This is a genomic window from Sphaerimonospora cavernae, from assembly GCF_042435035.1.
In the GTDB taxonomy this organism is placed as follows: Bacteria; Actinomycetota; Actinomycetes; order Streptosporangiales; family Streptosporangiaceae; genus Sphaerimonospora; species Sphaerimonospora cavernae.
Genome location: NZ_JBHMQT010000059.1, coordinates 53,010 through 74,345 on the forward strand (window position 1 = coordinate 53,010; position 21,336 = coordinate 74,345).

Below are 21,336 nucleotides of genomic sequence, written 5' to 3' on the forward strand. Positions count from 1 at the left end.
CGGGGTCGGGCGGCCACGCCGGCGACATCTCGCTACTTGGTCTTCGCCACGCCGCGGAGGTCCCACAGACCGAGATTCGCCCACGGCACGCGCTCGGCTCCCACTACCTTGTCGTTGTAGATGGCTGCGTTGGTCATGTTGCACAGCGGAATGAACCAGACCTGCTCGAGCGCGGTCTTCCACAGGTCGTGGTACATCGGCACCCGGGTCTTCTCGTCCAGCCTCGGGTCCGCAGCCTTCGCGGCGGTTTTCTCGATCAGCTTGGCATCGGTCGCCAGCCGGTATCCATTCAGGAAGTACTGGTCGACCGTGCTCGCGGGGTCGATTCTCGGGTTGAAGGTGTTGGTCACCTCCAGCTGAAAATCGCCAGCGATGAAACGAGGTTCGAGCTCCGAGTTCGGCACGGGGTTGAGTTCCGCGTTGATACCTGCGTCTTTCATCGCGGCCAGAATGACATTGGCTGGCTGCTCGGTATTGGTCGCCGATGCGAAGGAGATGGAGACCTTGGCCCCGCCGACACTCTTGACCAGTTCCTTGGCCTTGGCAGGGTCGTACTCATAGGGATATGCGTAGCTCGGGTCGGCCCAGACGCTCTTCGCGGGGTACAGAGACCTGGTTGGGGCGCATTTGCCGGAGAACAGTGCGACGATCTGCTTCGGATCGATGGCGTGGGCGATCGCCTGGCGCACCTCCGGCTTTGCCAGATCGCCCTGGTCGGCGCGCAGTAGCACGCCCAATACGTTACGGAACGTCGTCGTACTCTGGCGGAGCGCCCCGGTCTTCGCGAGCTGTTCGGCCTGGACCACGTCGTTCGCCGAACTCACGAAGGACAGATCGGTCTGGCCGGTCTGGACGCCCTTCAATCGCGTCGTCGCATCGGGAACCCGTTCTAGCTCGATCCCGGCCAGCTTACCGGCGTTCGGGTCCCAGTAACTGTCGGCCTTCTTCACCACCACTTTCTCATTTGGGACGAATTCGGTGATGATATAAGGCCCGGAGCCAGCCTTACCGGGATTCTTCTTCAGGTCCACACCGTCCGCGATCGCCTTGGGCGACACCATCATGCCACTCTGGGTTGTTAAAACGGACGGCAATGCCACGCCCGTTCCCTTCTCCAACTTCAGGTTCACGGTGTGGTCGTCGACGATCTCGACATCCGTGATGTCCTTCAGATCGGCTTTGATGGTGCTATCCGTCTGTGTCTGCCCCCGCTCGATGTTAATCTTGACCGCTTCGGCGTTGAATGGCGTGCCGTCGTGGAAGGTTACGTCCTGCCTCAGCTTGAGTTGGAGGTGGGAGCCATCCTCGGCGAACGACCAGTCGGTGGCCAGGCCGGGGATGATGTTGTCGTCGGCGTCCAGCATCAGCAGCCGATCGTAGGTCAGCGCCAGATAGGGATAGTTGCCGGGAACGTGCGTCACAGGGTCCAGGTTCTGGATCGGTGCGGAGGAGGTGAACTTCAGCACGCTGTTGACGGCAGCACCAGCGTTGGCATCCGCGCCCTGCGTGGCCGATTCATCGGTGCCGGAAGCACCACAACCCGCGACAACAACCGCTGCCGCTGCGGCCATGGCCAGACAACGTAGCCGGGTTCTGCCGATGACGCTCATACTCGTCCTTCCAAGGTTAATCAGGTCGACTGGCCCGTGCGAAAACGGCTTCAGCCGGATGAACGTGTTCTCGCTCATGGGGAACCGACATTTATTAGCCCCGATTTCGCGATACGCAACCGGTATGGCCCTCGCGATTGATGCGACTGGGCGCTCCATGGGGTTCGACACGACGCCGGTAGCCCGCGTTCTGATCACGTTGACGCCGTTTGTATCACCGCTACACGAGGTTCTCGGTTTCACTCATCAGAGCCGCGCTGGTGGGAACGGCCCAGGGTCTCCGTACCGGATTCACCAACCGAGCAAGCGCTCGGTAACCAAGCTAACACCAAGCCGACGAACAATTCAATAGAGCGCATGAGTATTACCTCGCCGGCGGGCACATCCTGCGGGGCGCCGGGGAGGGTGGCTCGCCGTGAATTATGTTGATCATGGTGGACGGGCCGGGTCTCATCGCGAGGCGTTCGCCGTCTTCGCTGGGGTGGTCGCTACGCCGACCCGCGTGTGATCTTCCCGGGAGGCCGGGATCACGCTGCTGCGCTACCGGCCGCTTTCCGTGCCCATGTAGTCCTCACTTATGTAGAGCTCAGCGGAGGGGCAGGGTGGGATGGGGAGGCCACGGACCGTCGCCGACCATGCTCGTGGTGATGGCCCATCGCTCGTGGTCGCGCCAGGCGCCGTTGATGAACAGCAACTCCGGCGAGCAGCCCTCGTAGCGGAAGCCGAGGCGCCGGACCAGCGTGATGGAGGCGTGGTTGCCCGGCTGGATCTGCGCTTCCAGCCGATGCAGCCGCAACCGCTGGAACGCGTACCGCAGCACCAGGGAGAGGCCTTCGGACATGTAACCCCGGCCTGCGAAAGGGGCGAAGGCGGCATAGCCGACAGAAGCGGACTGCAACCGCCCGCGGATGATGGAATTGATGTTGACGACGCCCGCCATCGCCCCGGTCTCGCGGACACAGATCAACAGGCCCTGGCCGGTCACGTGATCGAACCGGTCCACGTAGGCCCGGAACTCCTCCGAGGTGGCGGGCAGCGTCATCCACGGATGGTGCAGGTCCACGCTGGCCCGGACCAGGCCGAGGAACTCGTCCCGGTCCCGGTACGCGATCGGACGCAGGACCACCCGGGATCGCTCCGTCCGCTCATCGGCGAAGAACGCCTCGAGTTCCGCCGCGGTTTCGGGGCTCCCCCCGGACCTGTCGCCCTGGATCACGACAGAACATTAGCGTCGCTCGGTACGCCCGCCGGGAACTGTTCCGGTCTCCGTGACGAGCCCCGGCACGTGACTCAGAACATGAAGCCGCCGGGCCGTCCGGTCCGGTCCGCGATCAGGCCGGCGAGCGTGGCCACCGCGATCTCCGGAGGCGTACGGGAGCCGATGTTGAGCCCGATCGGACGGTGGACGCGGGCGATGGCGGGGTCCTCATCATGGTTGTGGGTCATGACGGCAGTGTCTCAGCTGACGTCACCCGCACCGCGGCCCCCACGCCGGGAAACGCCCCCACGCCGGGAACGCCGCCGCGGCGGGTCGTGCGGGCAATATCGACAAGGCCGCACTTGGGGGCTACTTTACTTTACGCTTTCCTTATTCAGGGGGCGGCGTTCGAGCTTCCCCGGGAGCAGCGGGCGGAGCGCAATATGAACGAGCAACCGATGGGTCCCGCGGACGGCCCCAACAGCGGCCAGCCGCCCACCTGGGGTCCGCAGTCTGGTCAGCCCGCCGCGAATCCGCAGCCCGGCTGGGGCCCGCAGCCCGGTTATCCCCCTCCGCCCCAGCCCGGCTGGGGTCCGCAGCCCGGCCAGCCCAACTGGGGAGCACAGGCGGGCCAGCCCGGTCAGCCCGGCTGGGGACCACCCCCGGCACCTCCGAAGAGCGGCATACCGAAGGGCTGCCTGATCGCGCTGGTGGTGGTCGGGATCATCGCGGTCCTGGGCATCGGTGCGGTCGTCGTGGGAGGCCTGTTCGTGGTCAACAAGGTCAACGAGGCCGCGGAGCAGAGCGCACCCGGAGCGGACAAGCTGCCGCGGCAGATCGACGGGCTCGAGCTCATGAGCGGAGGTGTGACCGGGTTCGCGTGCAGCCTCGGAGGAAGCGCGTTCGACGGCATCACGGAATCCGGAAAGATCGGCTCGTACTGCTACACGACGGACGACAGCGGTGCGTTCGCCATGGCCATCGCGGGCAGGGGAGAGGTCTTCGAGATGACCGGCTCGGCCATGCTGAGCGGCACCGGTGGTGGAGCGGAGCCGAAGAACGTCGGCGGTGCCGAGTGCGTCAGAGACACCAACGCGTCGGCGGTCTGTGTCGTGACCAAGGACGGTGTCACGGCGCTCGTGATCACCTCGGGTGGCGTCACCGAGGACACCGCGGCCAAGATCGCGGTAACCGTGGCCGAGAACGTCGGCTGAGCGACCCAGGAGGCGAGGGTCGGACGCGGGGACTCACCCATGATGGAGAAGATCGTCGGACCGGACGTGGTCGCGGTCGACACTCGCTCTGAGCTGACCGGCGTGGTGCTTTTCCCCCAGGAGCGGGCCGAGGTCGCCGACGCCGTCGCCAAACGCCGAGAGGAGTACACCACGGCCCGGGCGTGTGCGCGCCAGGCCATGGAGAAGCTCGGGCTGCCCCCCTCGCCGATCACGCGCGGCCCGCGTGGCGAGCCGATCTGGCCGGAGGGCGTGATCGGCAGCATCACCCACTGCTCGGGCTACCGGGCCGCCGTGCTGGGGTGGGCGGGCGAGGTCACGACCCTCGGAATCGACGCCGAGCCGAACGATCCGCTGCCGGAGGGGGTGCTGGAGACCATCTCGCTCCCCGCCGAGCGGGCATGGATCCGGCGGCTCTCCGCGACCCGCCCCGGCGTCGCCTGGGACCGGCTGCTGTTCAGCGCCAAGGAGTCGGTCTACAAGGCGTGGTATCCCCTGGCCAGGCGCTGGCTCGACTTCAGCGAGGCGATGATCAGCCTGGACCCGAGTGATGGGCGTTTCCTGGCCCGGCTGCTCGTGCCGGGGCCGGAGGTGGAAGGCGAACGTCTTACCGAGTTCTCCGGCCGATGGCTCGCCGAGGACGGGTTGGTCCTCACGGCCATTGTGGTGCCTTCCCGGGAATCGAACGTGGTCCGCTGATCCGCCGCCGACCGCGGTCACTTGCCGAAGCCGGCGGTCAGGCCGCTGAGCAACTGGCGGCGGCCCACCGTGACTGAGCGGATCCGCACGGCGCCGAGGGATCAACCCGTGCGCAGGCGGGTGCGCAGTTCGGCCTTGGCGACCTTGCCGCCGGAGCCCCGGGGCAGCTCGTCGACGATCTCCAGTCGTTCCGGCCAGTTCTCCGGGGAGACCCCGCGCTCGGCGAGATGCGCCCGCAGGCCGTCCAGGTCGACGGCGGCGCCGGGGCGGAGGACCACGACGGCGCAGACCCGCTCGCCGTACGTGGGATCGGGGACGGCCACGGCGGCGACCATGGCGACCGCCGGGTGAGTGCCGACCTGCTCCTCCACGGCGGCGGCGCTGACGTTCTTGCCGCCGCGGATGATGAAGTCCGACTTGCGGTCCACCACGTGCAGGTAGCCGTCCTCGTCGACGGTGCAGATGTCCCCGGTGAGCATCCAGCCGTCCGGGGTGAACAGTCGCTCGTTGGCCTCGGGGTCGTCGAAATACCCCAGACAGGTGGCCGGTCCGGCGCACGCGGCCTGTCCGGGACCGCCGGTGGCGGTGACGTCGGCGCCGTCCTCGGCGAACAGCCGGACGTGCATCTCGTCGATGACGCGCCCCGCCGTGCGCAGGCGCCGCTCCACGGTGTCGGTGGTCCGGGTCCGCGAAAGCGCCCCCGTCTCGTTGGAGCCGAAGAACTGCAGCACCTGGGCGCCGGTGCGCCGCTCGAACTCGGCGGCCCGCTCGTAGGGCACCGCCTCGCCGCCGGTGAACATACAGCGCAGCGAGCTCAGGTCGTACCGGCCGGGATCGGAGTTGAGCATCATGATGAACTGCGTGCTCACACAGCACACCACGGTCACCCGCTCCCGCTCGATCAGCTCCAGCGCCCCGGCGGCGGAGAACCGCGGCATCACCACGGTGGGCGAGCCGAGCAGCGTGGGCGTGAAGTTCGCGGTCCACTGCGCGAAGCCGTACGGCGCCGGGATGAGGGTGAGGAAGACGTCGTCGGGGGTGAGCGCCCCCGCCTCGACGGCGAGCTCGTGGTAGTACATCCACCGGTTCTGGTTGTGCACCACGCATTTGGGCATGCCGGTGGTGCCCGAGGTGCCGTTCAGCAGATGGATCTCGCCGAGGCCGAGGGCGCGGGACTCGAGCAGCCGGCGATCGTCCCGCGTCGGCTCGGGCCAGTCCGTGTCCGCGAGCCGGTGGGGCAGCACCAGCCGCGACCGCAGCGGCAGCCCGTCGACGAGCTCGCCGACGGGCGTCCCGCGGTGTTCCGCGTGGCTGATCAGTGCCGTGGCGCCGCCGACGGTGAGCAGGTGCCGGAGCTCCTGGCGGCCGGCCCGCGGCCCGATGCCCACGACCACGACGCCGGCCTTCAGCGCCGCCAGATAGGCGACGTGTACGGCCACGCCGTCCGGGAGCAGCACTCCGACCCGCTCACCGCGCGCGAGGCCGCCACCGCCAGGGACTGCGGAGCGCAGCAGCAGCACGGCGAGGCGGTCGGACAGCTCGTCGTACTGTCTCCAGCTGATCAGGTCCCCGTCTTCTCCTGAGCCCTCTCCCGAAGTCTTCCCCGGAGCCGGGGCGGCGATGAAGGCGGGGCGGTCGGGGATGAGCGCGGCGTGCCGGCGCACCCGGTCGACGAGCGTGTCCGTGCCCCACCGCCCCACCTCGGCGAGCCGCTGCGCGACGTAACGCTCGTGCGCGCTGCCGGCGGCCGGCGCCGTACCGGGCGGAAACAGAGCGGCGACATCAGCGAATCCCACGGTACCCTGCCCTAATCTATCTAACAAATGCTTGGTTGTGTCATTCTGTGTGGATCCAAAAAGGACGTCAAGGAGGCGGAATGGACATCTGGCAGACCCCGGCCGCGGACCAGCTGCTGGCCGATCCGGTGCAAGCGGGCGATCAGATGGAGCGCTCCTTCGAGGTGACCGAGTCCATGGTCACCGGGCACGTGCCCGGGGCGCCCTCGGTGCTCACCACTCCGTCGCTGATCGCTTTCCTGGAGGACACCGCCGCCGACATCCTGCGCCCGCGTTTCGCGCCGGGCGCCGCCGCCGTCGGCACCTGGATCGGGGTGCGGCACCGGGCCCCCGCCCTGGCCGGCCAGCGCGTCGACGTGCGGGCGGTGGTGGCCGAAGTGCGCGGCCGCCACATCACCTTCGACGTGTCCGCGCGGGTGGCGGACACCACGATCGGCGACGGCCAGGTGACCCAGACCCTGATCCAGGGCCGCGACTGAGGCAGCCCGCAGCCCGCCAGCCGCCGCCACCGCAGCAGAGCGGGGCGGCGGCGGTGGCGGCGGCGGTGATCACACCAGCCCGCGCAGCGCCGGCTTGTCGACCTTGCCGCCCGCCCCCATCGGCAGGGCCGGCAGCCGGACCAGGCGCTCCGGCCAGTTCACCTTGGAGACGCCCGCGGCGTCCAGGTGCTCCCGCAGGTCGTCGAGGGTCAGTTCGCGGCCGTCGCGGGTGACCACGAACGCGCACACCCGCTCGCCCAGCACCTCGTCGGGCATTCCGATCACGGCCGTCTGGGCCACCCGGGGGTGACCGCCGACCGACTCCTCCACCACGAGCGCGCTGACGTTGTGCCCGCCCCTGATGATGAAGTCGGCGGTCCGTCCGGTCACCGACAGGTAACCGGCCTCGTCCACGCTCCCGATGTCCCCGGTGAGCAGCCGGCCGTCCGCCCGGAACAGAACGCGGTCGGCCGCCTCGTCCCGGAAGTAGCCGGGGCAGCAGCCCGGCCCGTCGACGGCGACCTGGCCGGGGCCGCTCTCATCCGTGGCCCCTTCGGGGGTGATGAACCGGACCCGCATCTCCGGGATCGGGCGGCCCGCCGTGCGCAGCCGCCGCTCCCGGTCGTCGGCGACCCTGGTGACCGAGATCGGTCCCGCCTCGTTGGATCCGTAGAACTGCAGCACGGCGCAGCCGGTGCGCTCCTCGAACTCGACGGCGCGGTGATAGGGCACCCGTTCCCCGCCGGTGAACAGCACACGCAGCGAGCTCAGGTCGTGCTCTGCGAACTCCGGCGCGTTCAGCAGCATGATGAACTGGCTGGTCACGGCCGCGAGCACGGTCACCCGGTGGCGCTCGATCAGCCGCAGGGTCTCGGCCGGGTCGAACTCGGCGGTGAGCACGGTGGGGAAGCGGTACTGCGCCGGCACCACGTGGGCGCTCCACAACCCGAAGCCGTACGGCGCGGGCAGCGCGCTCAGCACCACCTCGCCGGGGCCGAAGCCGGCCGCCTCCGCGGCGAGCGGTCCGAAGTACTTGCGGTTGTTCATGGTCGCCCGCACGCACTTGGGCCGCCCGGTCGTGCCGGAGGTGGAGTTGAGGAAGAACAGGTCGTCGGGGCCGAGCCCCCGGCCGGCCACCCGCGCCGCGGCCTGCTCCCACGGCGGGACCGGCAGCGGAACACCGTCGCCCGCCAGGGTGAGGTCCGGCCCGATCAGGTCCAGCACCAGATGCCGGCCGACGCCGGCGGCCCGGGCGATCTCGTGCCCCGGCCGGCCGCGATGCGACGCCCGGGTCGCCAGCGCTGCCGCGCCGGTGTGCCTCAGCAGGTGCGCGATCTCGGCGTCCCCGGCGCGCGGCGGCAGGCCGACGGTCACCAGCCCGGCCTTCTGCGCGGCCAGGTAGGCCACATGGGTGAGTGCGCCACCGGTGAGCAGGACCGCGAGCATGTCACCGGGCCGCAGGCCGTTGAGGGCGTAGGCGCCGGCCAGCCGGGTCGACAGCCGGTCGTACTCGCGCCACGTCAACGTGGCGTCGGAGGCGTGGAAGGCGACGGCGTCCGGCGCTTCGGCGGCGTTGCGAGCCACCAGATCGGCGATCGTGTCGCCGTTCCAGGCGCCGTCGGCGTAGTAGCGGTCGATCGTCGCCGCGGAGAATTCAGGCACCTGCGGCTCCATTCATGTCGACCCCATTCATGTCGATCCCACGGTGGACGCCCAGGGGCTGCTGCCGCCGGGCGAGTTCGTCGTCGAAGGCCGCGGCCACCGCCGCCACCGTCCACGCCGGCATTCTCACGGCCGGCATCGCCACACCGGGATGCGTCATCAGCGACAGCTCGTCGCCGTCCACCCGCACGACCTGGCCGTGGATGCCGGCTGCCGCGTCAGACAGCAGGTAGACCACGGCGGGCGCGTTCGTAGCCGGTGGTTTGCCCACGTTCTGCCCCCGTGCCCGTTCACCGAGGTAGCGCTCGAACGTGTCCGCCATCCGGGTGTGCGCGTTCGGCGACACGGCGTTCACCCGTACGGCGGTGCCGGCGAGGTCGGCCGCCCAGCAGTAGGTGAGGGAGGCGACCCCGCCCTTGCTCGCGCCGTACGCGCCCATGGCGGCGGAACCGGCCTGGGAGCCGGACGTCACGTTCACGACCGAGCCGCCGCCGGGCTGGTCGAGCATGGCCCGGATGGCGTGCAGGCCGCAGTAGGCGGTGCCGAGCAGGTTGACCTCGATCATCCTGCGGAACTCCGCGGGATCCTGCTCGCGTGGATGGGCGAGGTGGAAGATCCCGGCGTTGTTGACCAGGCCGTCGATCCTGCCGTACGCACTCCGGCAGGTCTCGATCAGCCGACCGGCCCCTTCCCAGGTCGCGATGTCGGAGTCGTCGCAGATCGCGCCGATCTCCGCGCCGATCGACGCGGCGGCCCCGCCGTCGACGTCGTTGACGATCACAGACGCGCCTTCGGCGGCGGCCAGGCGGGCGTACGCGGCGCCGAGACCGCGGCCCGCGCCGGTGACCACGATCGCCTTGCCGGTCAACCGGCCCCGCGGGGCCGTGTCGGCATTCATCACGAACTCCTCTCTACAGTTCCTGAAGGCGGCTCACGCCGCGGCCTTCGACGGTCCGGTCATCGGCCCGCCGGACGCAGGTCCTTGGGCTGCTCGATGCCGATCGCCGTGCTGTACGCCTCGTCCAGGGCGCTGCCGCCGTCGTCCACCTGCGCCACGACCTCGCCCCGCACCAGCACGTAGCCCCGGTCGACGACCCGCCGCAGGACGCCGAGAGCCGGCTCGGCCAGCAGCACCGCCACACCCTCGCGCGCCAGGGAGGTCACCGACCGGGCCAGCTCCTGAACGATGAGCGGGGCGAGGCCGGTCATCATCTCGTCCAGCAGCAGCACCTTGGGCGAGCTCATCAGCGCGCGTGAGACTACGAGCATCTGCTGCTCGCCGCCGGACAGCACGCCGGCCAGGCTGCGCACCCGCTTGCGCAGGATCGGGAAGCGATCGAGTGCGTCGTCCACGGCGGAGCCGGGCAGGCGGAGCAGTTCGGCCATCACCCGGAGGTTGTCCGCGACGTCCAGGTGCGGGAAGAGTTGCCGGCCCTGGGGCACGATCGAGATCCCCGCCCGGGCCCGGGCGACCGGGCGCAGCCGGGTGATGTCCGTGCCGTCGAGGTACACCGTTCCCGTCGCGGGCACCGAGCCGTACGCGGCGAGCAGCAGACTGCTCTTGCCGGCGCCGTTGGGGCCGACCAGCGCGGTGACCGTGCCGCCCCGCGCGGTGATCGTGACGTCGCTGAGGGCGCTGGCCTGCCCGTAGCGGACGCTCAGCCCTTCGACCTTCAGCTCATGACCGGACATCTTCCACCTCCGCCTGAGCCTCCGGGGAACCGTCACCGGAGTCGGTGTCGGTGTCGGCGTCCGATCCGAAGTAGACGCTCTGCATCTGCGGGCTGGCCAGGCACTCGCGCGGGCCGCCGTCGAAGACCGCCCGGCCCCGGTCCAGCAGCATGACCCTGTCCACCAGCCGCGCGACCAGGTCGACGTTGTGATCGACCAGGATGACCGCGTGCCCGCGCCGCTGCACGGTGTGGATGACCTCGGCGATGCCGGTGACGCCACGGGCGTCGGAGCCGGCGAACGGCTCGTCCAGCAGCAGCACCAGGGGGTCCTGCCCGAGTGCCCGGCCGACCTCGACGAGCCGCTGCTCGCCGAGCGTCAGATCGCCCGCGGCCCGGTCCAGGCCCTCGATGCCCAGCTCCTCGGCGAGCGTGCGCACGGCGGCCTCGTCGGCCGGTACGCGGGGCCGCAGCGCCCCGGCGGCCGCGCCGACGATCATCTGCCACAGCGAGGCGTGCCTGCGGGCGGCCCAGCCGAGCAGCAGGTTGTCCCGGACGCTCAGCTCCAGCGCGAGCTGCGGGTACTGGAAGGTCCGGGCGAGGCCGGCCCTGGCGCGGCGGGAGGCCGGCCCGGTCAGCTTCGACCCGCGCAGCACCAGCTCGCCGGCGGTGGCCGCCTGCGCCCCGGAGATCAGGTCGACGAGAGTGGTCTTGCCGGCGCCGTTCGGGCCGACCAGGCCGAGGATCTCCCCGGCCCGCAACTCGAAGTCGACCCCTTCCAGGGCGGTCACCCCGCCGTACCGCTTGGTCAGGCCGCGCCCGACCAGCAGGGTCTCCTCAGCCACGGTCCCGCTCCTTCCGCAGCAGCGCCCACAGGCGCGTGCGCAACTTGTCGGCGTAGCCCACCACGCCCTTCGGGGCGACCAGCATGATCACGAGCACGCCGACCGCGAGCAGCAGCGTGCCGCTGGTCTGGACGGCCGGGAAGTTCAGGGTCAGCTCGACCGCGATCACCGCGCCGGCGACCGCGCCCCACGGCGTGCCCGCCCCGCCGATCAGCGGCATGAAGATGGCGAGGAAGACGATGTTGAGGGTGAACGTGTCGGGCGTGATGCTGCCGGCCGCATAGGTGAACAGGCCACCGCCGACGGCCGCGATCATCGCCCCCAGCGCCAGCGCGACGATGTTCAGCACCGGGACGCGCACGCCGGCCGCCTCCACGGCGCGCGGCGCGTCACGCATGGTGCGCACGACCACGCCCCACGGCGAGAGCCGCAGCCGGTCCAGCAGGAACGCGATGACGCAGACGACGACCGCCGAGCCGACCACCACGTGGTAGTGGCTCGGCGTCCAGCCCAGCAGGTTGAGCGGCCGCAGGCTGCCCAGGCCTCCCGACCCCCCCGAGACGCTCTCGGCGTCGATGAGGAACGCGGTGAAGGCCATGCCGAACAGCAGGGTCACCGCCGCGAGGAAGAAGCCGGACAGCCGCCGGGTGACCACCCCCAGCACCACCGCGACGAGCGCCGCCACGATCGGGCCGGCGATCCACGCGACGACGAGCGGCAGACCCGTCCTGGCGGAGATCAGCCCGACCGCGTAACCGCCGATGCCCGCGTAGGCGCTGTAGGCCATGGAGAGAGAACCGGCCATCAGATAGGGGACGTACATCCCGAGCGCGATCAGCGCGTACGTGGCGGCGGAGATGACGAGGGTCTGCCGGTAACCGTCGGAACCGACCCAGGCGAGGATCAGCGCGGCGGCGGCGACGCCGAGAGCCAGACCGCCGCCGCCGGGAATCCGGCGCGGGTCCCACCGGTCGCTGGACACGGTGGGCCGGGAGATCGTGGTGGTCATGCGCGCACCTTCCGGACGAACAGGCCCTGCGGCTTGAAGGCGAAGAACAGCAGCGCGATGAGGAGCATGCCGTAGACATGCGACTGGCCGCCGAAGTAGTAGGGCAGGAACACCTCGACCAGCCCGAGCAGCATGCCGCCCAGGAGCGGCGCCCACACCGAGCCGGTGCCGCCGACCACGACGGCCAGGAAGCCCGACAGCGACCAGTGCAGGCCGGAAAGGGAGTTCACCCCCGCCTTCGGGGCGAACAGGAGGCCGGCCAGGGCGGCGACGAAACCGGCGACCACGAACGCGATGAGCCGGATCCGGTTGACGGGCAGGCCGAGCAGCGCGGCCGCCTGGTTGCTGTCACCGACCGCGCGCAGCAGCCGGCCGGTCCGGCTGAACCGGACCCAGGCGGCGGTCGCGACGAAGGTCAGCACGGCGACCACGATCAGCAGCAGTGAACTCGGCTGGACGGTGATGTCGCCGACCGGCACCGGAGCGAAGCTCGCCAGGCTCTGCCCGGGCAGGGTCGGATAGCCGAAGAGGTAACCGGCGAACTGCTGGATCGCGAAGAGCACGGCCGCGACCGCCACCAGCGCGGGCAGCTCCCCGCCCCCGCGCTTCTGAACCGGCCGCACGACTCCCAGCTCGGTGGCGGCGGCCAGCACGATCGTCGCCGCCACGCCGATGGCGGCGGCCGGCCACACGCCCAGGTCATAGGTGATGACCAGCCACGATGTGCACAGCCCGCCCATCATCGCGTACGGGCCGATGGCGAAGTTGAAGAAACCGGCGCCGACGTAGATCAGGTGGTAGGCGAGCGCCAGCATGCCGAAGAAACAGCCCATCTCCATAGCGGAGAGCCAGAGCTGGAGGTCCGTCATGGAAACTCCTCTTGCGCGGCGGAGTGAGGGCGGGACGGCCGGACACCGGCCGGACACCGCCCGCCCTCATCCGCACAGGATCAGCTTGAGCAGGGAGGCTGGAACGAGGCCCAGGGGCCCTTCGGCTTGTTGTCGGCGCCGAACTCGATCAGGGACAGCCCGCAGGGGCCGTCCGCGCCGAGGTGCTTGGTCGCGGAGAAGGACAGCGTGAAGTTGCCCTGACCGAAGCTGGACTCGTAGCCGCTGATGCTCTGGATCGCCTCGTTGAGCTTCTTCGGATCATCGGGGCCGCCGGCCTTCTCGATGGCCAGCTTGAGCAGCTGCACCGCGTCCCAGCCCTCCGCGTCGTAGGCGGTGACCTCGTAGTCGGGGCCGTTCGCCTTCTTGAGCAGCTCGGTCAGCGCCTTCGTGCGCGGGTTCTCATGGTTGATGGAACCCATGAAGATCAGCCCTTCCAGGGCGCCGGGGTTGGCCAGCTTCCAGGAGGAGGGCTGGTTGCCGATCGACGCCAGAGAGAAGCGGAGCTTGCCCTTGAGCTGGGCGGCCAGCGTGTTCTGGGCGAGCACCTCGAACGCGCCGCCCACGCTGGTCACCAGCACCGCGTCCGGGTTGGCGTCCTTGAGCCGCGCCACCTGGGCCGACAGGTCGGAGGCGTTGGCCGCGCCCTTCTCGGTGGCCGTGACCTTCACGCACGACATGCCGCCGAGCAGGGCCTTGTTCAGGGCGGCGATGGTGGTGGTGTCGTCGGTCAGGATGCCCAGCGTGTTGATGTTCGCGGCCTTGAACGCGCCGCAGTAGACCTCGGCCCAGTCCGTCGTCGTGTTGGCCAGCATGTAGATGAGCTCGTTGTCCGGCGGCTCGACCAGAGTCGCGGTGACCCCGGTGGGCGCGATCGCGGGCAGCCCGAGTTGGGTCAGCGTGGACTTGGCCTGCATGACGGCCGCGCTGCCGCTCTGCAGGAACAGTGCCTTGGCCCCCTGGCTGTGGAGCTTCTGCAGCACGGCGGGCACCTTGGTGGGGTCGCTCTCGTCGTTCTCGATCACCAGCCGCAGCGGCCGGCCGAGCACGCCGCCCTTGTCGTTGATGTCCTGGACGGCCAGCCGGATGGTTTTGCCGGCGATCGTGCTGTAGGAGGCGCCGGGGCCGGTGCTGTCCTCGTCCATCCCGATGATGATGGGTGCGCCCTTCGCGCTGCCGTCGGTCGGGCTGTCCGCGTCGTCGCCGGTGCCGCCGCAGGCGGTGACCGCGAGGGCGAGGGTGGCCATTCCCGCGACCCAACGCGCCATTTTTCCGCTAATTATGGTCAATTTTTACTCTACCTTTAACGTCTAATTGCATTTAGGTAACTTTGAGGTATCTTTCGCCGCGAACCGTGCGTTCGCCCGATGTCGATACCGTCGCGTCGACGCTGGTGGGTCGCCTATTCGAGGCCCGGGGTGAGCCAGATGGCCTATCAAACGCTTGGTGGCTATCCTGCTTTTCGGCCATGCATGTGTCAAGTGGACAAAAGTCCCTTTCTTCGTTAGCTCGTCGTTATCTCGGTCAGGGTGATCCGGATCCGGGAGCGCTGGATCTGGCCGGTCGCGGGAGTGCGGGGGATCGACGGCACCACCGCGACCCGGCGCGGCTGCTTGAAGCCGGCCAGCCGGCCCGCGACGTGTGCGCGGACCGCGGCGACCTCGGGCGGAGCCGTGCCCGGCGCCGGCACCACCACGGCGCACACCACCTCACCCCACCGTTCGTCGGGCACGCCGACCACGGCCACGTCGACGACGCCGGGCAGGTCCCGCAGCGCGCTCTCCACCTCGAAGGGCGAGACCGTCTCGCCGCCGGTGCGGATCACCTCGCGCTCGCGCCCGGTCAGGTGGAGGTAGCCCTCGTCGTCCAGGTAGCCCAGATCACCCGAGCGGTAGACGCCGTCGCGCAGGGCCGCCGCCGTCTCCGCGGCCAGATCGTGATATCCCGACATCAGCGCCGGACCGCTGACGCAGACCTCACCCACCTCGCCGGCCGCGGCGTCCACCCACAGCGCACCGGGGAAGGCGGGAAGACCGACGCTGCCCGGCTTCCTGAGCAGGTCCTCGTCGGGCAGGGCCGCCATCCTGCCCGCCTCGGTCGAGCCGTACAGGATCGTCGTCGTCGTCCCGGGCAGGCGCTCCTTGATGCGCATGACGAGGTCCGTCGCGACCCCCGAGGTGCCGGAGTCCGCGTGCAGCAGCGACGACAGGTCGGCATGCCGGTGTTCGCGATCGAGCAGCCGCTCCCACACCGCCGGAATGCAGTAGATCGCCGACGGGCGCTCCCGCCGCACGGCGTCGATGATCTGTACGGCGTCGGCGCGGCTCACGAGGTGCACGGCGGTCCGGTTCTGCCAGGCCTCCATCACGTAGTGCCAGCCTCCGTAGTGGTACAGCGGGAAGCTGCAGAGCACCCCGCCCGACCCGCGGAGACCGGTCGTGAACGTGCCGCCGCCGGGCGCTGCGCGAAGCCAGCTCGCCCGGTGGCTGACCAGCGCACCCTTGGGCCGGCCGGTGCTGCCGCTGGTCAGGTAGACGATGTGCGGGTCGCTGTCGGCGACGCGGTCGTGCCCGTCGGGCGGCGCGGCCGACGCCCCGGCCGCGAGCGCGCCGAGGTCCGCCCCCGGGCCCGGCCGGTCACCGACCCGGGCGACCGGCACGTCGCCGGGGAGGCCTCCGGGGACGTCGGCCCGGTCGGTGACCAGCAGGACGGGGTCCAGGTAGGAGAGCACCGAGTCGAGTTCGGCGGCGGACAGCGCCGGATTGATCGGCGCGAAGGCGGCGCCGAGCCGGGCGCAGCCGAGGAAGCCGTCCAGCGTGCGCAGCGTGGGCGCCGCACACCAGGCGACGCGGTCGCCGCGCCGTACACCCAGCCCTGCCAGGGCGTTGGCGGTGCGGTTCGCCCGCTCGTCCAGGTCCCCGAAACCGACCCGGTCCCCGGCCAGGGTCGCCGCGGTCGCCGCCGGCGCCATGCGGGCCGCCCGGCGCACGATATCGCCGATCAGGAGTTCCACGGCTGCTCCCATCCGCCGGTCAGGTCGACCTGGGCCGGGTTGATCGCACCGTGCGCGGTCTTGTTCCGGGTGATGTCCACCGCCTTCGGCACCTCCTCTATTCCGGACAACTGGTGCGTGATGAGCGATTCCACGTCGATGTCGCCGCGGGCGACCAACCGCAGCGCGTGGTCGAAGACGCCGCCGCCGGGGGAGTAGCCTCCGGCGCCGGAACGCGGGTGCAGCAGCGAGACGCTCCGCTCGCGCAGCAGGCCCAGCGGCGCCGGCACCCGGTCGGGGAGTACGGACACCATGACGACGCGGCCGCCGCGGCGCACGCAGCGCGCGGCCGCCTCGAACGTGGCGACGCCGGCGAGTCCGGCCTCGGGCGGACCTCCCGCGGTCTCGATCACCACGTCGACGCCGATGCCCCCGGTGGCCTCGCGTACGGCAGGCCACACGTCGTCGGCGGCGGCGTCCACGACCAGGTCGGCGCCGTACCGGGCGGCGAGGGCGAGCTTGGCCGGGCTGCGCCCGGTGATGACGACGAGGCCGGCGTTGCCGCGCCTGGCGACCTGCAGGGCGAGCAACCCCATCACACCGGCGCCGATGATCAGCATCGTCTCGCCGGGCTGGACGGCCGCGAGGGCGTGGGCGTGCAGGGCTCCGGCGAGCGGCTGGACCGCCGCGGCCGCGGCGGCCGACACGCCGGCCGGGACCGGCACGACGCAGGACGCGGGCACGACCACCTGCTCGGCGAACGCGCCCGGCCGGGTGAAGCCGATGAACTCGGGAGTCAGGCATGCGTCCGAGCGGCCGCGCAGGCAGGCCGGGCAGCGTCCGCACACGATGGTCTCGACCGCGGTGACCCGGTCGCCGACGGCGACGTCGCGCACCGCGGCGCCGACGGTGCGGACGACGCCGCAGAACTCGTGCCCGCCGAACCGGGCCGGGCCTGCGGCCAGAGCGTCGGCGAGACGCCCGTGCAGCGCCACCGGTTCACCGGCGATCAGCATGCACTCGGTGACGCTGGGCTGCACACGGGCGACGTCGATGACCACGTCGGTGGGGCCGGGCACGGGATCGGGCACCTCTTCGACGCGAAGATCGCCGAAGCCGTGCAGGACCGCTGCGCGCATCGTGTCACCTCCTGAGGACTTGACCGGGACCGATTAAATTTTGTATTCAATATCTAAGTCGAGTCAACCCTGGATCGGGAGGCCGCATGGAGCGGGAACTCGTGGTCACCGGAATCGGTGGCCAGGGCATCCAACTGCTCGCCAAGACCCTCGCCTCGGCGGCGACCCGGGAAGGGCGGCATGCGATGCTCAGCGCGGACTACGGCGGTGAGATGCGCGGTGGTCCGTCCAAGGCGAGCGTGGTGATCGGAGACGGCCCGCTGCGGGCCCTTCCGGTGCTCGCCTCCGCCTGGTCGGCGATCGTCGCTCATCACCGGTTCAGCGAGCCGGCCCTGGCGCGGCTACGCCCCGGCGGTCCCGCGATCGTCAACCTCCCGCTGGTCGACCCCGCGTCGCTGCCGGCCATGACCGTGTACGGCCTGGACGCCACCGCCGTCGCCAAGGACGCCGGAGCACCCCAGGCGATCGGCTTCGTGCTGCTCGGCGCCTACAACGCGGTCACCCGGCTCGTGGACCCGGCATCCCTGGCCGAGGCCATGGAAGAGCTGCTGCCGCCGTACCGCAAACAGCACGCGCAGGCCAACGCGCGGGCGCTGGCGGCGGGCGCGGCCGCGCTCGACGGCCCGCCGGCCCCCCTGAGCGTCCCCGCCGGCGCCGCAGACCTGGAGGAGGCCCCCCGATGACCCTCGAACTGCTCGAAGGCAGCACCGCCATCGCCCGGTCGGCGATCGCGGCGGGCTGCCGCTTCTTCGCCGGTTACCCCATGTCGCCCTTCACCGGGCTGCTCGAGAACATGTCCCAGCAGATGCCGGCGGCCGGCGGCGTCTGCCTCAACGCGGAGAGCGAGATCGAGGGCGTCAACATGACCCTCGGCGCCGCCGCGGCCGGAGCGCGCGCGGCCACCGGATCATGCGGGCAGGGGATCGCGCTGATGCAGGAGGCGATCGCCGAGGCGGCGCTGAACGAGACCCCGTTCGTGGTCTTCAACATGGCGCGGAACCAGCAGGACTACTTCCAGTCCACCCGCGGCGGCGGCTGGGGCGACTACCGGACGATCACGCTGGCGCCCAAGGACGTCCACGAGGCGGTCGAGCACACCCAGTTGCTGTTCCACCTCGCCGACAGGTACCGCGCGCCGGTGATCTTCTACGGTGATCCGCTGCTGGCCCAGACCCGGGTCGGGGTCTCGATCGAGGCCCTGGACTTCGGCCCGTTGCCGCCCAAGGACTGGGTGCTCGACGGGACGGGCGGCGGCACGGGCCGGTCGCGCCAGATCTGGACGTGGGCCATGGGCAAGGCGACCGACCCGGGGCCCGGACCGGACGGGCACTGGCGTGCGATCGCCGACAAGTTCGACGCCATCGACAAGGTGGAGTCGCGGTTCGAGCAGGCCCACGTCGACGACGCCGAGACGCTGGTGGTGGCGTTCGGCTCCGCCGCCAAGTTCGTGGAGTACGTCGTCGACGAGCTCCGGGCCGACGGGCACCGCATCGGCTGGTTCCGCCCGGTCACGCTCTGGCCGTTCCCCGGCGAGGCGCTCGCCGCGGCGACCGCTGGAGTGCGGCGGGTGCTGGTCTTCGAGCTCAACGCCGGGCAGATGCTCGACGATGTGCGCATTCACGCCGCCGACCGCTCGGCCGTGCGGTTCATCGGCGGGGTGAGCATCGCGGAGTCCGGGCTCGCGTACGGCGAACTGATGGACGCTCCGGTCATCCGTGACCGGATCCTGGCCGCTATCACCGGAGGTGCACGCCCGTGAGCGTCATCGACACGTCCCAGCCGCCCTCGCAGCCGGCCAAGAAGGTCGCCGAGTTCAGTTCCCCGCTGCTGCTCGGCGAGCACTCGCTCTGCCCGGGCTGCGGCGAACCGGTGGCGCTGCGGCTGCTGCTGGAGGTGCTGCAGGAACTCGACATCGTGCAGCGGACCATCGGCGTCGTCGGCCACGGCTGTTACGGCAGTTTCGTCCGGATCATGGACGTGGACGTGCTGCAGTGCCTGCACGGCCGGGCGCCATCCTGCGCCACCGGCATCAAGCGGGTCCGGCCGGACCGCGCGGTCTTCACGATGCAGGGCGACGGCGACATGGTCAACGAAGGACTGCAGGAGGTGCTGCACACCGCCGCCCGCGGTGAGAAGATCACCTGTGTGCTGCTCAACAACGGCGTCTTCGGCGACACCGGTGGTCAGCTGACCGCGACCACTGTGCTCGGCCAGCGCACCAAGACCAGTCTGGAAGGGCGCGACGCGGAGGCCCACGGCCACCCCATCCCGGTCGCCGATCTGGTCGCCGGGCTGCCCGGCACCGCCTACGTCGCCCGTGGCACGGTCGCCACCGCCGGCTCCGTGGCCCAGACCAAGCGGATGCTGCGCCGCGCCTTCGAGGCCCAGCTGTCGGGCGCCGGGTTCAGCCTGGTGGAGATCCTCACCATGTGCCCGACCGGCTGGTTCGTCCCGGCCCCCGACGGCCCCGGATACCTCGCCGACTCGATGGAGCAGGCCTATCCGCTCGGGGAGCTGACCACATGACCGCGCTGACACGGACCAAGACCGGGGCGGCCGTCGCCGAACACATCATGAAGCTGCTCTTCGACGGCACGCTGCGCGGCGGCGACCGGATCGATCTCGACGGCATCGCCGCGACGCTCGGCGTCAGCCGGGCGCCGGTCCGGGAGGCCGTCCTGCAGTTGGAGCGCGACGGCCTGGTCGACATGCCGCACTATCGCGGTGCGTTCGTCGCGGCTTTCGACGCGGCCACCGTCCACGAGGCGTTCGAGCTGTACGGCATGCTGAGCGCGCTCACCAACAGCCGTGCGGCGATGCGCGGGGACCCCGGACTCAGAGAGACGCTCGGCAAGCTCACCGAGGCCCTGGCCCACTGCGACCAGGTGGACGAGTTCGAACGGACCGCCCGGGAGTTCCGCAAGGCCGTGAACCTCGCCACCGCCGGTCCGCACCTGCGTGCGCTGCTGCGCAGTTTCAGCGGGCTGGTGCCGGTCGCCGCCCGTTTCTCCATCGAGGACGCGCTGGACGACGAGCGGGCCGCGCTGCGCCGGGAGTACGACGCGCTGGTCGCCGGCGACGCCGACGCCGCGGCCGCGGCGGCTCTCGATCACGTGCTGATGACGGCGGAGAACGCGGTACGCGCCCTGCGACGGCGGGGGATCTTCACATCGGACCCCGTCCCGGCCGAGACGGCCGATCCTTCCCCAATCCTTGACATCGTCCGTACGACGGCCGGAGGCGACAGGACATGAGCGAGCAGGACGGCGGCACGCCGAGGGAGAGCCGGGGGACGCTGGTCATCGCCGGGGACCGGTGCAAGGGTTGCGAGCTGTGCGTCGCGGCCTGCCCGCCCCAGGTCCTCACCATGTCGAGCGACGTCAACGAGATGGGCTACCGCTATCCGGAGCTCACCCCGGGCTGCACCGGCTGCACCGCCTGCCAGATGGTCTGCCCCGACTTCGTCTTCGAGGTCTACAGGTTCACCCCTGCCGCGCGCTGAGCCGTGGTGAGGCCGTCCAGGAACAGCGAGGTGCAGTCCTCGGCCAGCTTGGCGACCGGATAGCCCCTGCTCGGCTTGAACCAGCGTGCCGACAGCCACACGGCGTCGCGCATGAGCCGGTAGAGGGCCTTCGGGTTGAGATCGGAACGGAAGGCGCCCTCGGCGATGCCGTTCTCGATCACCTGGAGCCAGGTGTGCTGCACCTCGCGGCCGGCGTTGCGCAGGTAGCCGAACCGCTCGATCCTGAGCAGGTAGTTGACGTCGTTCTGGTAGATCTCGGCGGCGTGCGGATGAGCCGCCATCGCCTCCAGTGACGCCACGATCAGGTCGTGCAACCGCTCGCGGGCGCCGGCCTCCCGGGTCAGCACCTTCGCGTACCGCTCCCGCAGGTCCGCCAGGAACGACGAGATGATCTCGTCGACCATCGACTCCTTGGAGTCGAAGTGGTGGTAGAGGCTGCCGGAGAGAAGCCCCACCGCGTCGGCGATCTGGCGGACGGTGGTCGCCGCCACCCCTCGCTCCGCGAACAGGGCGGCGGCACTGCCGAGGATCGCCTCGCGCCGGTCTCCCAGCTCTCGCGCCATGCTTCCCCCAGGTCGTGTCCCGTAGAACGTCG

Annotated in this window: 22 protein-coding genes; 8 read left to right on the top strand and 14 right to left on the bottom strand. The window is 70.5% G+C overall.

Going from position 1 to position 21,336, the window contains the following annotated elements:
• Nucleotides 1–32 precede the first annotated feature (32 nt).
• From ACFHYQ_RS26440 to ACFHYQ_RS26450, 3 genes are all read right to left on the bottom strand, one after another.
• Nucleotides 33–1,688 carry an ABC transporter substrate-binding protein gene (locus ACFHYQ_RS26440; RefSeq protein WP_394303848.1) on the bottom strand — a complete coding sequence of 552 codons (1,656 nt, stop codon included), beginning with the start codon at nt 1,686–1,688 and terminating at the stop codon, nt 33–35.
• Nucleotides 1,689–2,196: 508 nt separating this feature from the next.
• Nucleotides 2,197–2,826, bottom strand: coding sequence for a GNAT family N-acetyltransferase (locus ACFHYQ_RS26445; RefSeq protein WP_394303849.1), 630 nt, complete (start codon nt 2,824–2,826; stop codon nt 2,197–2,199).
• Between the two features lie 74 nt (nt 2,827–2,900).
• Nucleotides 2,901–3,056 (bottom strand): XdhC family protein, encoded by a 156-nt coding sequence (locus ACFHYQ_RS26450; RefSeq protein ID WP_394303850.1) that lies wholly within the window; start codon nt 3,054–3,056, stop codon nt 2,901–2,903.
• A 195-nt stretch (nt 3,057–3,251) separates the two neighbouring features.
• On the opposite strand from ACFHYQ_RS26450, the gene ACFHYQ_RS26455 reads away from it, so the two are divergent.
• Together ACFHYQ_RS26455 and ACFHYQ_RS26460 are read left to right on the top strand one after the other, a co-directional pair.
• The gene (locus ACFHYQ_RS26455) at nt 3,252–4,022 is read left to right on the top strand and encodes a hypothetical protein (RefSeq protein WP_394303851.1); all 771 of its coding nucleotides are present in this window, start codon (nt 3,252–3,254) and stop codon (nt 4,020–4,022) included.
• Between the two features lie 39 nt (nt 4,023–4,061).
• Nucleotides 4,062–4,739: a 4'-phosphopantetheinyl transferase family protein gene (locus ACFHYQ_RS26460; RefSeq protein ID WP_394303852.1), complete on the top strand. Its 678-nt coding sequence runs from the start codon at nt 4,062–4,064 to the stop codon at nt 4,737–4,739.
• 101 nt (nt 4,740–4,840) lie between these two features.
• Here ACFHYQ_RS26460 and ACFHYQ_RS26465 read toward each other — a convergent pair whose 3' ends face one another.
• On the bottom strand, nt 4,841–6,535 hold the full coding sequence (locus tag ACFHYQ_RS26465) for a class I adenylate-forming enzyme family protein (protein ID WP_394303853.1): 1,695 nt from the start codon (nt 6,533–6,535) through the stop codon (nt 4,841–4,843).
• A gap of 80 nt (nt 6,536–6,615) precedes the next feature.
• Between ACFHYQ_RS26465 and ACFHYQ_RS26470 the strand changes: the two genes are divergently transcribed.
• Nucleotides 6,616–7,014, top strand: a complete 399-nt coding sequence (locus ACFHYQ_RS26470) for a thioesterase family protein (protein ID WP_394303854.1) — start codon at nt 6,616–6,618, stop codon at nt 7,012–7,014.
• A 69-nt stretch (nt 7,015–7,083) separates the two neighbouring features.
• On the opposite strand, the gene ACFHYQ_RS26475 is transcribed toward ACFHYQ_RS26470, so the two are convergent.
• The 9 genes from ACFHYQ_RS26475 to ACFHYQ_RS26515 all read right to left on the bottom strand — a co-directional run bounded on the left by ACFHYQ_RS26475 (nt 7,084) and on the right by ACFHYQ_RS26515 (nt 17,218).
• Nucleotides 7,084–8,676 carry a class I adenylate-forming enzyme family protein gene (locus tag ACFHYQ_RS26475; protein WP_394303855.1) on the bottom strand — a complete coding sequence of 531 codons (1,593 nt, stop codon included), beginning with the start codon at nt 8,674–8,676 and terminating at the stop codon, nt 7,084–7,086.
• Nucleotides 8,669–9,574, bottom strand: a complete 906-nt coding sequence (locus ACFHYQ_RS26480) for an SDR family NAD(P)-dependent oxidoreductase (RefSeq protein WP_394303856.1) — start codon at nt 9,572–9,574, stop codon at nt 8,669–8,671. Before ACFHYQ_RS26480 ends, ACFHYQ_RS26475 begins: the two co-directional genes overlap by 8 nt.
• A 59-nt stretch (nt 9,575–9,633) precedes the next feature.
• Entirely contained in the window at nt 9,634–10,368 is a 735-nt protein-coding gene (locus tag ACFHYQ_RS26485) for an ABC transporter ATP-binding protein (protein WP_394303857.1), read from the bottom strand.
• Nucleotides 10,355–11,191: an ABC transporter ATP-binding protein gene (locus ACFHYQ_RS26490; RefSeq protein WP_394303858.1), complete on the bottom strand. Its 837-nt coding sequence runs from the start codon at nt 11,189–11,191 to the stop codon at nt 10,355–10,357. The genes ACFHYQ_RS26485 and ACFHYQ_RS26490 overlap by 14 nt, the downstream gene beginning before the upstream one ends.
• Nucleotides 11,184–12,200: a branched-chain amino acid ABC transporter permease gene (locus ACFHYQ_RS26495; RefSeq protein WP_394303859.1), complete on the bottom strand. Its 1,017-nt coding sequence runs from the start codon at nt 12,198–12,200 to the stop codon at nt 11,184–11,186. The genes ACFHYQ_RS26490 and ACFHYQ_RS26495 overlap by 8 nt, the downstream gene beginning before the upstream one ends.
• A complete protein-coding gene (locus ACFHYQ_RS26500) occupies nt 12,197–13,069 on the bottom strand; it encodes a branched-chain amino acid ABC transporter permease (protein ID WP_394303860.1) in 873 nt (290 codons plus the stop codon). The genes ACFHYQ_RS26495 and ACFHYQ_RS26500 overlap by 4 nt, the downstream gene beginning before the upstream one ends.
• An 80-nt stretch (nt 13,070–13,149) precedes the next feature.
• On the bottom strand, nt 13,150–14,355 hold the full coding sequence (locus ACFHYQ_RS26505) for an ABC transporter substrate-binding protein (protein WP_394303861.1): 1,206 nt from the start codon (nt 14,353–14,355) through the stop codon (nt 13,150–13,152).
• A gap of 236 nt (nt 14,356–14,591) precedes the next feature.
• Entirely contained in the window at nt 14,592–16,100 is a 1,509-nt protein-coding gene (locus ACFHYQ_RS26510) for a class I adenylate-forming enzyme family protein (RefSeq protein WP_394303862.1), read from the bottom strand.
• Complete coding sequence (locus ACFHYQ_RS26515; RefSeq protein ID WP_394303863.1) at nt 16,088–17,218, bottom strand: zinc-dependent alcohol dehydrogenase; 1,131 nt, start codon at nt 17,216–17,218, stop codon at nt 16,088–16,090. The genes ACFHYQ_RS26510 and ACFHYQ_RS26515 overlap by 13 nt, the downstream gene beginning before the upstream one ends.
• An 86-nt stretch (nt 17,219–17,304) precedes the next feature.
• Here ACFHYQ_RS26515 and ACFHYQ_RS26520 point away from each other — a divergent pair, with 86 nt between their 5' ends.
• The 5 genes from ACFHYQ_RS26520 to ACFHYQ_RS26540 are packed head-to-tail and all read left to right on the top strand — an operon-like array spanning nt 17,305 to nt 20,720.
• A complete protein-coding gene (locus ACFHYQ_RS26520; protein WP_204009812.1) occupies nt 17,305–17,901 on the top strand; it encodes a 2-oxoacid:ferredoxin oxidoreductase family protein in 597 nt (198 codons plus the stop codon).
• Nucleotides 17,898–18,977: a hypothetical protein gene (locus tag ACFHYQ_RS26525; RefSeq protein ID WP_394303864.1), complete on the top strand. Its 1,080-nt coding sequence runs from the start codon at nt 17,898–17,900 to the stop codon at nt 18,975–18,977. The genes ACFHYQ_RS26520 and ACFHYQ_RS26525 overlap by 4 nt, the downstream gene beginning before the upstream one ends.
• On the top strand, nt 18,974–19,744 hold the full coding sequence (locus ACFHYQ_RS26530) for a thiamine pyrophosphate-dependent enzyme (RefSeq protein WP_204009807.1): 771 nt from the start codon (nt 18,974–18,976) through the stop codon (nt 19,742–19,744). The genes ACFHYQ_RS26525 and ACFHYQ_RS26530 overlap by 4 nt, the downstream gene beginning before the upstream one ends.
• Nucleotides 19,741–20,472 carry a GntR family transcriptional regulator gene (locus ACFHYQ_RS26535; protein WP_394303865.1) on the top strand — a complete coding sequence of 244 codons (732 nt, stop codon included), beginning with the start codon at nt 19,741–19,743 and terminating at the stop codon, nt 20,470–20,472. Before ACFHYQ_RS26530 ends, ACFHYQ_RS26535 begins: the two co-directional genes overlap by 4 nt.
• Nucleotides 20,469–20,720, top strand: a complete 252-nt coding sequence (locus ACFHYQ_RS26540) for a 4Fe-4S dicluster domain-containing protein (RefSeq protein WP_394303866.1) — start codon at nt 20,469–20,471, stop codon at nt 20,718–20,720. Before ACFHYQ_RS26535 ends, ACFHYQ_RS26540 begins: the two co-directional genes overlap by 4 nt.
• Here the strand turns inward: ACFHYQ_RS26540 and ACFHYQ_RS26545 are convergent.
• Nucleotides 20,693–21,304: a TetR/AcrR family transcriptional regulator gene (locus ACFHYQ_RS26545; protein ID WP_394303867.1), complete on the bottom strand. Its 612-nt coding sequence runs from the start codon at nt 21,302–21,304 to the stop codon at nt 20,693–20,695. The two genes, ACFHYQ_RS26540 and ACFHYQ_RS26545, sit on opposite strands and share 28 nt — an antisense overlap.
• Between the last annotated feature and the right edge of the window lie 32 nt (nt 21,305–21,336).

Bases quoted from the DNA above. Each gene is read 5' to 3' on its own strand.
- ACFHYQ_RS26460 (WP_394303852.1), top strand. From the start codon at position 4,062: ATGATGGAGAAGATCGTCGGACCGGACGTGGTCGCGGTCGACACTCGC.
- ACFHYQ_RS26505 (WP_394303861.1), bottom strand. From the start codon at position 14,355: ATGGCGCGTTGGGTCGCGGGAATGGCCACCCTCGCCCTCGCGGTCACC.
- ACFHYQ_RS26500 (WP_394303860.1), bottom strand. From the start codon at position 13,069: ATGACGGACCTCCAGCTCTGGCTCTCCGCTATGGAGATGGGCTGTTTC.
- ACFHYQ_RS26545 (WP_394303867.1), bottom strand. From the start codon at position 21,304: ATGGCGCGAGAGCTGGGAGACCGGCGCGAGGCGATCCTCGGCAGTGCC.
- ACFHYQ_RS26525 (WP_394303864.1), top strand. From the start codon at position 17,898: ATGACCCTCGAACTGCTCGAAGGCAGCACCGCCATCGCCCGGTCGGCG.
- ACFHYQ_RS26440 (WP_394303848.1), bottom strand. From the start codon at position 1,688: ATGAGCGAGAACACGTTCATCCGGCTGAAGCCGTTTTCGCACGGGCCA.
- ACFHYQ_RS26515 (WP_394303863.1), bottom strand. From the start codon at position 17,218: ATGCGCGCAGCGGTCCTGCACGGCTTCGGCGATCTTCGCGTCGAAGAG.
- ACFHYQ_RS26540 (WP_394303866.1), top strand. From the start codon at position 20,469: ATGAGCGAGCAGGACGGCGGCACGCCGAGGGAGAGCCGGGGGACGCTG.
- ACFHYQ_RS26495 (WP_394303859.1), bottom strand. From the start codon at position 12,200: ATGACCACCACGATCTCCCGGCCCACCGTGTCCAGCGACCGGTGGGAC.
- ACFHYQ_RS26485 (WP_394303857.1), bottom strand. From the start codon at position 10,368: ATGTCCGGTCATGAGCTGAAGGTCGAAGGGCTGAGCGTCCGCTACGGG.
- ACFHYQ_RS26470 (WP_394303854.1), top strand. From the start codon at position 6,616: ATGGACATCTGGCAGACCCCGGCCGCGGACCAGCTGCTGGCCGATCCG.
- ACFHYQ_RS26450 (WP_394303850.1), bottom strand. From the start codon at position 3,056: ATGACCCACAACCATGATGAGGACCCCGCCATCGCCCGCGTCCACCGT.
- ACFHYQ_RS26480 (WP_394303856.1), bottom strand. From the start codon at position 9,574: ATGAATGCCGACACGGCCCCGCGGGGCCGGTTGACCGGCAAGGCGATC.
- ACFHYQ_RS26535 (WP_394303865.1), top strand. From the start codon at position 19,741: ATGACCGCGCTGACACGGACCAAGACCGGGGCGGCCGTCGCCGAACAC.
- ACFHYQ_RS26455 (WP_394303851.1), top strand. From the start codon at position 3,252: ATGAACGAGCAACCGATGGGTCCCGCGGACGGCCCCAACAGCGGCCAG.
- ACFHYQ_RS26520 (WP_204009812.1), top strand. From the start codon at position 17,305: ATGGAGCGGGAACTCGTGGTCACCGGAATCGGTGGCCAGGGCATCCAA.